At 47.0% G+C, this 9,599-nt stretch carries 6 protein-coding genes and 1 pseudogene; all 7 read left to right on the forward strand.

Translation table 11 applies throughout. The features are described from left to right. Nucleotides 1-227: 227 nt before the first annotated feature. The 7 genes and pseudogenes from treZ (at nt 228) to HWQ67_RS07980 (ending at nt 9,245) form a co-directional block, all read left to right on the forward strand. Complete coding sequence (gene treZ, locus HWQ67_RS07950; protein ID WP_218252151.1) at nt 228-2,057, forward strand: malto-oligosyltrehalose trehalohydrolase; 1,830 nt, start codon at nt 228-230, stop codon at nt 2,055-2,057. A gap of 8 nt (nt 2,058-2,065) precedes the next feature. Further along, nucleotides 2,066-2,353: a nucleotidyltransferase family protein gene (locus tag HWQ67_RS07955; protein WP_218252152.1), complete on the forward strand. Its 288-nt coding sequence runs from the start codon at nt 2,066-2,068 to the stop codon at nt 2,351-2,353. Next, the gene (locus HWQ67_RS07960; protein WP_218252153.1) at nt 2,350-2,688 is read left to right on the forward strand and encodes a HepT-like ribonuclease domain-containing protein; all 339 of its coding nucleotides are present in this window, start codon (nt 2,350-2,352) and stop codon (nt 2,686-2,688) included. The genes HWQ67_RS07955 and HWQ67_RS07960 overlap by 4 nt, the downstream gene beginning before the upstream one ends. 2 nt (nt 2,689-2,690) lie before the next feature. Next, nucleotides 2,691-5,675, forward strand: a complete 2,985-nt coding sequence (gene treY / locus HWQ67_RS07965) for a malto-oligosyltrehalose synthase (protein ID WP_218252154.1) — start codon at nt 2,691-2,693, stop codon at nt 5,673-5,675. Between the two features lie 463 nt (nt 5,676-6,138). Beyond that, nucleotides 6,139-7,067: pseudogene (locus tag HWQ67_RS20455) on the forward strand (chloride channel protein); the annotation flags it as partial. Nucleotides 7,068-7,238: 171 nt separating this feature from the next. Further along, a complete protein-coding gene (locus HWQ67_RS20460) occupies nt 7,239-7,613 on the forward strand; it encodes a CBS domain-containing protein (protein WP_425340709.1) in 375 nt (124 codons plus the stop codon). A gap of 66 nt (nt 7,614-7,679) precedes the next feature. Continuing rightward, the gene (locus HWQ67_RS07980) at nt 7,680-9,245 is read left to right on the forward strand and encodes an ATP-binding protein (protein ID WP_255317171.1); all 1,566 of its coding nucleotides are present in this window, start codon (nt 7,680-7,682) and stop codon (nt 9,243-9,245) included. Nucleotides 9,246-9,599: the final 354 nt, after the last annotated feature.

The raw sequence follows: 9,599 nt of genomic DNA on the forward strand, positions 1-9,599 counted from the left end.
CCGTTGCCGTTATGGGTTGATCCTCCACGACGAGGACGACCACCCAGGCACCTACAAAACCAAACAATGGCGGTGGCTGCATGACCACGGTTGTTTGGGGTGCTACCAACGATATAAAAGTCGTAACAAAAAGCGGATATCAGAACTTTGAATGGGTAGTGGATATATCAAGATAATCATGGCATGAGTAAGGCGTGTCTAAGTTTGCACATAGGAGACTATTAATCATGAAAAATGGAGCCAACTATTTAGGTGCTGGAAGATGCAGGTTTACGCTATGGGCGCCACTGTCTAAGGTCGTTGAACTAAATATATGCCCCCCAACTCAGAGGCGCATCCCCATGAGGCGTGACCACAGGGGATACTGGGAGACCACCGTTGATGACGTTACACCACAGACGTGCTACACGTTTATCCTGGACAACGAACGCGAAATCCCAGACCCTGCATCCCACTACCAACCCCAGGGCGTGCATAAACCATCGCAGGTCGTAGACCATGACGCATTCATGTGGACGGACGCCGAGTTTAAGGGAATAGACGTCTCGCAGATGATCATGTACGAGCTGCACGTTGGCACCTTTACGGAGGCCGGCACCTTTGAGGCAATCATTGCACGTCTGAATGACCTGGTAGACCTCGGCGTCAATGCCATAGATCTGATGCCCGTTACACAGTTTCCAGGGGAGAGAAACTGGGGCTATGACTCCGTCTATCCATACGCCGTCCAGAACTCTTACGGCGGCCCGCACGGACTCAAGACCCTCGTCAATGAGTGTCACCGCAGGGGCCTTGCCGTCATCCTCGATGTGATCTATAACCACATAGGCCCTGAAGGCAACTACCTCTGGGGACTTGCACACTATTTTACTGACAGATACAAGACCGGGTGGGGAAACGCTATCAACTTCGATGGCCCCCACAGCGACGAGGTCAGAACCTACTTCATCGAAAACGCCCTGCACTGGTTTGGCAATTACCACATCGACGCCCTGAGACTGGATGCCGTACACGCAATCTACGACATGGGGGCAAGACACCTACTCCAGGAACTATCTGAACGCACCAACACCCTCGCCAAGGCCACCGGCAGAAATCTCTGCCTCGTCGCCGAGAGCGACCTCAACGACTCCAGGGTCATCAAGCCTATCGAGTTGGGTGGCTACGGGATGGATGCCCAGTGGTGCGATGACTACCACCACGCCCTGCACACAATCCTGACGGGTGAACGGAACGGCTATTACTCCGACTTTGGCACGCTCAGGGACATGGTCAGCGCCATAAGAGACGGATACGTCTACTGTGGCGCGTACTCACGCCACAGGAATCGCGCACACGGCAACTCCCCGGAGGGTAGGCCGGATTGGCAATTTGTCGTCTTTTCACAGAACCACGACCAGATCGGCAACCGGATGCTGGGTGAGAGGCTGTCTGCGCTGGTCTCGTTCGAGGCGCTCAAGCTGGCTGCCGCAACGGTTCTGCTGTCGCCCTACGTGCCGATGCTCTTTATGGGCGAGGAGTATGCCGAGGATGCGCCGTTTTTGTACTTCATCAGCCACGGCGATCCGGCGCTGATCAAGGCGGTCAGAAGCGGTAGGAAAAAGGAGTTTCGCGAATTTGCCTGGAAGGGCACACCTCCAGACCCGCAGGATACACAGACGTTTATGAGGTCAAAGTTACACTGGGAAAAGAGAAACAACCCACAAAACAATCTGCTCCTTGAGTTCTACAAGGCCCTCATCAGCCTCAGAAAAGGGACTCCGGCGCTCTCCCCGCTCTATCCACGGGACATAGAGGTGTACGGACAGCAAACGCAACGCATTGTTATCCTTGACTACAAAAAAGCCAGAGACAATATCGCCTGCATATTTAACTTAAGCGCAGAGGAGGCAACGACCTCCCACCCAATGCTGAGATACACGCTGGATAAGGTACTTGACTCCGCCGACACGATATGGGGCGGAGACGGTGCTAAAGCACCGGATGTCCTAGATGCGGACACGCAGATCACTGTGCCTGGATTAAGCGTCAGCGTCTACAGAAAATCAGATGAATAGAGATAGAAATGAACACTCAGGCTGAAGATATAAAAGGGATTATAAGCAATGTCCTGGAAAGATACGGAGTAAAAAGGGCTGCCCTTTTTGGCTCCGTCGTCAGAGGGGAGGCAACAGACAAAAGCGATATTGACTTGTTAATAGAATTTGAGGGGAGAAAGAGCTTGTTAGACCTCGTAGGTTTGAAACTGGAGATCGAGGATTTATTGGGGAAAAAGGTTGATGTTCTCACCTATGGCTCGATTCACCCGTTGCTTAAGGAAAGAATCCTGAGCGAACAAGAGGTTATCTTGTGAAAAAAGACGCAAGGATTTTTATCGGGCATGTCTTAGAGTGTATAGGGCTGATTGAACAATACACAGAGGGCAAAACAATAGGCGACTTCTTAGGCTCGGTTCAACTTCAAGATTCGGTCATTCGCCGTATAGAAGTCATGGGTGAGGCCGTTAAAAACATTCCCGAGGATACGAGAGCAAGGCAGCAGGAAATCCCGTGGAAGCAAATTTCTGGGATGCGGGATATCCTAATACATGAGTATTTTGGGGTGGATTTATACCTGGTATGGGAAGTTGTCACAAGAGACATCCCTGATATAAAGGCGAAAATACTACGAATTAAGGAGGTAATATAACGATGGAGGACAACTTGTCAATAACACCACATATCCCGGACTCGACCTACAGATTGCAACTTAACGGTGGTTTCAGATTCACCGATGCCGCGCGTATCGTCCACTATCTGCACACCCTTGGGATAAGCGATATCTACTGCTCACCCTACCTGCGTGCCAAGCAGGGGTCTACACACGGTTACGACATCATAGACCACACCAGCATCAACGACGAACTTGGAGACATGCAGGACTACGACGGGTTGATCAGTGAACTCAAGCGCCACGGTATGGGCCAGATACTGGACATCGTGCCAAACCACATGTGTGTAGCCAGCAACGACAACGCCCTCTGGATGGATGTCCTTGAAAACGGCACAAGCTCTATATACGCAAGATACTTTGACATCAACTGGTATCCGGTAAACATGGACCTGACGCACCGGGTGCTTATCCCTGAGCTTGGCGACCAGTACGGCAACATCCTTGAAAACGGTGAACTCCAACTGTCCTTTGAAGAAGGCGCCTTCTTCGTCTGGTACTACGACCACAAATACCCCATAAGACCACAGACATACATCAACATCCTGCAATACGAGCTGGACAACCTTAGAGACAGCCTGGGTGAAGAACACCCCCAGTTTACAGAACTGTTGAGCATACTGACTGCCATCAAGAATCTTCCGGCTTATCTTGAGACCGATGTAGAGCTTGTCAAGGAGCGTGCCAGGGAAAAGGAAATAATCAAGAGGCGATTAAACACCCTGCATAACGAAAGTGTCGAGTTACGGGCGTTTATCGACAACAACGTCAAGACCTTTAACGGTGTCAAAGGCGACTCCGGCAGCTTTGACCTGCTCGATACACTTTTGAGGAGCCAGATATACAGGTTGGCGTACTGGAAGGTGGCAATGGAGGAGATCAACTACCGGAGATTCTTTGACATCAACGAGCTTGGTGCCATACGGATGGAGGACGATACGGTCTTTAATCACACGCACAGGTTGATAGCGGGCCTTATCAGGGAGGGCAAGGTAAACGGCTTGAGGATCGATCACCCTGATGGCTTGTTTTCTCCTGCAGATTACTTTTATAGTTTGCAGAGGCTGTGTTATATACAGGGTAGACTTGCTGAGGGGGTCAAGGACAATGAGGGTGTGGAGAACTTATTAAACGCCGAGTTTGATGCCATCATGTTATCAAACCCTGAGTACAAACCGTTTTATATCGTTGGCGAGAAGATATTTGCAAAGAATGAGATCATGCCCGATGACTGGATGATCTTTAGCTCTACGGGATATGCATTTCTGAACAACCTCAATGGTCTCTTTGTAAACGGTAAAAACAAAAAACACCTCGATAACATCTATAGTAAATTCATAGACCATAGATTTGATTATGAAAAGTTGGTCTATGACAAGAAGAAACTGGTGATGAAGGTATCCCTGGCCAGTGAGATAAACATGTTGGGTTACTACTTAAAGAAGATATCAGAAAACAATAGACACACGAGGGATTTCACGCTGAACAGCCTGATAAATGTTATCGTAGAGGTAATCTCCAACTTCCCGGTCTACAGGACCTATGCAAGGGCGTGGCAGGTAAATTCCTACGACAAGACATACATTGAGTTTGCCGTATCCAACGCCAAGGAAATGAATCCGTCGATAAACGCCTCAACCTTTGATTTCCTGAAGGATGTCCTGCTTCTGAATCTGCCCGACGGTACCAGCGACGCAGCCAGAGAGCAGTGGATAGGCTTTGTAATGAAGTTCCAGCAGATAACAGGGCCGGTGATGGCAAAAGGTGTTGAAGACACAGTGTTTTATATCTACAATCGTCTTGTTTCCTTAAACGAGGTTGGTGGTCACCCCGATACCTTTGGTGTTACGGTGGAGGACTTTCATAGCAAAAACATAAATAGGCTGCGTTATCAACCCCATGCGCTTATAACAACGGCCACTCATGACACAAAGAGAGGCGAGGACGTCAGAACACGGATAAATGTCCTGTCCGAGCTGCCAGATGAATGGGAAAGGCTGGTGTTTCGTCTCAAGAAGCTCAACGAGAGTAAGAGGCTCACCGTTGGCAATAAGACTGCCCCTGCACCAAATGACGAGTACCTCCTGTATCAGACGCTCATAGGAGCAACCCCGACTGGACTGACCCCTGAATTGGTTCAGACCTACGACCTGTCTGATTTCAAGGCGCGTATCTCCAACTACATGATAAAGGCCATAAGAGAGGCCAAGGTCAATTCCTCATGGATCAACCCTAACGACGAGTATGAAAAGGCAATAGTCAGCTTTATCTATTCGCTGCTTGTATACAAGAATAACAAGAAGTTCTTTGAACTGTTCCTGCCATTTCAGAACATGGTATCAGCATATGGCATGTATAATTCCCTGTCACAGGTGCTCTTAAAGATTACCTCTCCTGGGGTTCCTGATTTCTATCAGGGGACGGAGCTGTGGGATTACAGCCTGGTGGATCCGGATAATCGCAGGGCTGTTGATTATGAAACGAGGATAGCTATGTTGTCGACTCTACAGAAAAAAGAGCGGGAGGTTGGGATAATCGAACTTAACAAAGAGCTGCTGGCAGATATGAAAAACGGCATGATAAAGATGTTCCTGACCTACAAGGTACTTAATTACAGGAAAGCAAACAAACGGTTGTTCGACGTTGGAGATTACGTACCACTTGCGACAACGGGCAAGAACGCCAACAATGTATGTGCATTTGGCCGATCCCTGGGCAATGATTATATGGTAGTGGTTGCCCCACGGCTTGTCACAGATATATTTGACATTGATACCCCCCTGAGCTACATAAAGAAAAGCTGGAGAGAGACCTACATACTGCTGCCTATAAAAAAGGAGATGACATTTAAGAATATCCTCACAAACCAGACCATCAAGGCGCAAAAACATGGAAGAGTCTACAGGATTCCTTTCTATAACCTGACAAACAACTTCCCTGTGGCCTTCCTTACAAGATTTGACTAGATGTTAGAACAAAGGCAGAAGAAAGAGAAGAAAACAAAGGTTCTTTCGTAAAGTGAATGGATACCCTTTCCTTTATGGGGGGGCAGGGAGGGTGGTTTTGATTTGAATGGAGAATAAACTCATCCCTGGTAGTCTGTATCTCATAGGGGAGGTTTTTTTTACTTCCCGTTGTAAATTAAACCTGCTATAATAGACTCAGATGCGTTCATTTATGAGTAAGACAATCAATTGGTTGTTTGTGGTTATAACTTCAAACAGGCATACGGTTACGGTTATCACTGCCATGTTCATTGGGGTTATAAGCGCGATGGCCATAATTGTCTTCAGGTCCATGACGGAGATTATCAGGGATGGCGTCTTTATACATGGACAAAGGTTGCTTCACATCGGCACCGACCTCTCCTCACGGGCACTCTTACCGGTATTGCCAATTATTGGGGCTATAATGCTGATACCGCTTTCCATGAGATTTCCGGGGGAGGTCTGTGGCTATGGGCTTCCGGGCTTTTTGGAGAATGTAAACCTTAAAGGCGGGGTCATCAAGCTAAGGACGGTCTTTTTAAAGATGATAGCCACATCCATCACCATAGGCACCGGTGGTTCGGCTGGAGTGGAGGGGCCGTCGGCCATCATCGGGGGTGGAATAGGCTCTCTTGTGGGTCAATGGCTAGGCCTCTCCAAAAGGCGGCTCCGACTGCTGATTGGGCGGGGGCAATAGCAGCCATATTCAATGCCCCCATTGCAGGGGTCATGTTTGCCACAGAGATAATAATGCTTGGCAACTATGAAATGGAGTCCTTTGGTGCCGTTGTGATCTCAGCCGGAATGGCACCCGCCGTCTCTCAGGCCTACTATGGTGCATACCCAACCTTCATCGTGACCTCACACGACATGATTGGGGTAAGGGAGATACCTTTCTATCTGCTCTTTGGCCTGCTTCTCGGTGTGATATCTGTCATATACATAAAGGTGTTCTATGGCATCAAGGATTTTCTTGCCGCTATAAATCTGCCCCAACATGTGAAAGCAATAGCAGGGGCATTTTGTATAGGACTCATAGGGATTTTCTTACCACAGGTCATGGGCGATGGCTATGCCAGTATAACAGAGGCGCTTAACGGACACTATTCGTTGACGTTGTTCGTTGTGCTGATTTTTTTTAAGATACTTGCCACCTCCATTACGCTTGGCTCTGGGGGGGCAGGTGGTGTGTTTGCACCGTCACTGTTTATCGGGGCCATGACGGGGGATGCCTTTGAAAGTGCAGTACATAGGTTATTCCCACATATGACCTCAAACCCGGGTGCCTACGCAACCGTGGGTATAGGGGCATTCCTGGCCGCCGTTACACATGCCCCACTAACCGGTATCTTTCTATTGATTGAAATGACCGGCGATTATAAGGTCATCATACCAGTTATGTTTGCAAGCATCACGGGGTTATTTGTGTCAAAGGCCCTCCTTAAAGATTCCATTGACACCTTCGAGTTATCCCGAAGGGGGGTAGACCTCTTTATAGGCAAGGAGATGTCTATCCTTCAAGCCATCAAGGTCAAAGATATAATGAGGAAAGACTTCACAACGGTAAATGAACATGAACCAATAAACACCGTCTCTGATATGATAATAAACGGCGATGGCCTCTGTTTCCCTGTCATCAGGGATAGCGGTGAGATAGCAGGCATTATCTCCATGCAAGATGTAAAGGCCGTGATGCTTGAGGAGTACATCAAGACCGTTGTCACCGCTGGCCAGCTTGCAACTGAAGACGTCGTCCTGTTAAACAATTTAGATAACATGAAGACAGCACTTGAAAGGTTTTCAATCAACGACCAGGATGAAATCCCAGTCGTTGATTTCCTGAACCACAAGAAAATTGTAGGTATGCTCAACAGGTCAGACATGATAGCCGCCTACATCAGGGCCGTAATGCAATAGCCGGTAACACAATCTATGGGCATCGGCAGATTGACAATTCACCTCTGATGAGGATATAATAACGGTATGCTTAAGAATGTGAAAATAGGTACCCGTCTTAGTGTAGGGTTTTTTATGGTATTCTTACTCCTGACGAGCACTGTTTTGTTTGGAATAAGCCGTGTGGATCACTTGTATAGCCTTATAAACAAGATGTATGGTCATCTCTTTACCGTTACCAGGGCGATTTTGGACATTAAAGACAACATTAATAAAATTGATGACTTCATGGACCTCATTGTTAATGGCAAGTATTTATCTAACATAGATAAATACTCTCTAAACATAGACGCACTTGAGAAAAAGGTATACGAAGACTTCGATATCATCTCCAAATGTTTCCTTGGCGATAAGGCCTTACACGATTCTGAGTTGAGGCTGTATTCCAAATGGAAACCTGTCAGAGATGAGATTATAGCATTTGTAAAGGCCGGTAAAACAGATGAAGCAAAGGAAATATTCGATGGAAGATATACCCTCGATAAAAAGGGGGTTAAAAAGGCCACAAATGCCATTGTGGATTCTTCCAAGGAGAATGCTGACGTATTGTTTAACCATGCCGGAACTACAACTAAAGACGTCTTGGATTCAATGAGGATATTTCTGTTACTTGCAGTTATAATCAGTGTGCTTATTGCGTATTTGATTACGAGGAGTATCACGGTTCCACTATCAACGCTGAATACGGCGGCTATTGAAATAGGCAAACAAAGATCGGATATCCAAATCAATGTCACAGGCGATGATGAGATAGGACTACTGGCTTCTTCATTTAGATCAATGGCGGAAAACGTAAAGGAGTTTAAGAAAAAGTTGGAGGAGATAAACGTTGTCCTCAATCAAAGGGTGCTGGAGGAGACCGCAAAGAGACAACAACATGAACAGATATTGATCCAGCAATCAAAGATGGCGGCCATGGGTGAGATGATCAGCCTGATAGCGCACCAGTGGAAACAGCCGTTAAACGCCATTTCGGTTATTACCACAGACATTGGGGACGCCTACTCATTCAACGAGTTAACCCAGGATTACTTAAAGAGTTCAGAGACAAAAATCATCCAACAGGTGCAATTCATGTCCAGGACAATAGATGACTTCCGCAACTTTTTAAAGCCGTCTAAGGAGAAGATCACATTTGACTTAAAGAAGGCCATTGACGAGATAGCCTCGATTTTATCACCAATGTTGATTAAAAGCAATATTACGCTCAACCTGCATAGTGTCGGCAACGAAACAAATATCAATGTAACAGGATACCCAAATGAATTCAAGCATGTCATTCTAAACCTTGTAAATAACGCAAGGGATGCCATTGTCTCAAGAAACATAAACGACCCTGAGACAAAAAAAGAGATCAATATCGACATATCAGGGGAAGGCGCAAAGACAATAGTCTCCATACGCGACAGTGGAGGCGGTATCCCCGATGATATAATCGGCAGGATATTTGAGCCATACTTTACAACCAAGCCGTCAGAGCAGGGGACAGGGATCGGTCTGTATATGTCAAAGACAATCATCGAGACCAACATGAACTGGAAACTAACGGTAAGAAACACAGACAACGGGGCCGAATTCAGGATAGAGATATAGATTTCGAGAGAGAGGCTGATTCTGTCCTCAATTGATCTGTGACTCAAATATAATACAATCCAGGGGTCAGCAGTCAAATCAGGTAGCACCACAAGCAACCGTGGTTGCCGTGATTTAAGCCGCTTTTATACCTTCATAATATGGCTTTGTTACTATGCGACAGCAATGTGACCACGCTTTAATGGGATGCTACCTCAAATCATTACATGGCGATTATAGCGCGTTTCGATTGTGTGCAATACAAGAAAAGAAAGGGGCGGCTCCGCCCCATAGGTGTTAAGTTAAGCATGATACCTCCAGTACCTCCAAGTCTTTTAGTGTTAATTTCTTAGGTTTAGGCGTATTTGACGGTTC

The organism is Candidatus Magnetobacterium casense, from assembly GCF_019173545.1.
Taxonomy (GTDB): domain Bacteria; phylum Nitrospirota; class Thermodesulfovibrionia; order Thermodesulfovibrionales; family Magnetobacteriaceae; genus Magnetobacterium; species Magnetobacterium cryptolimnobacter.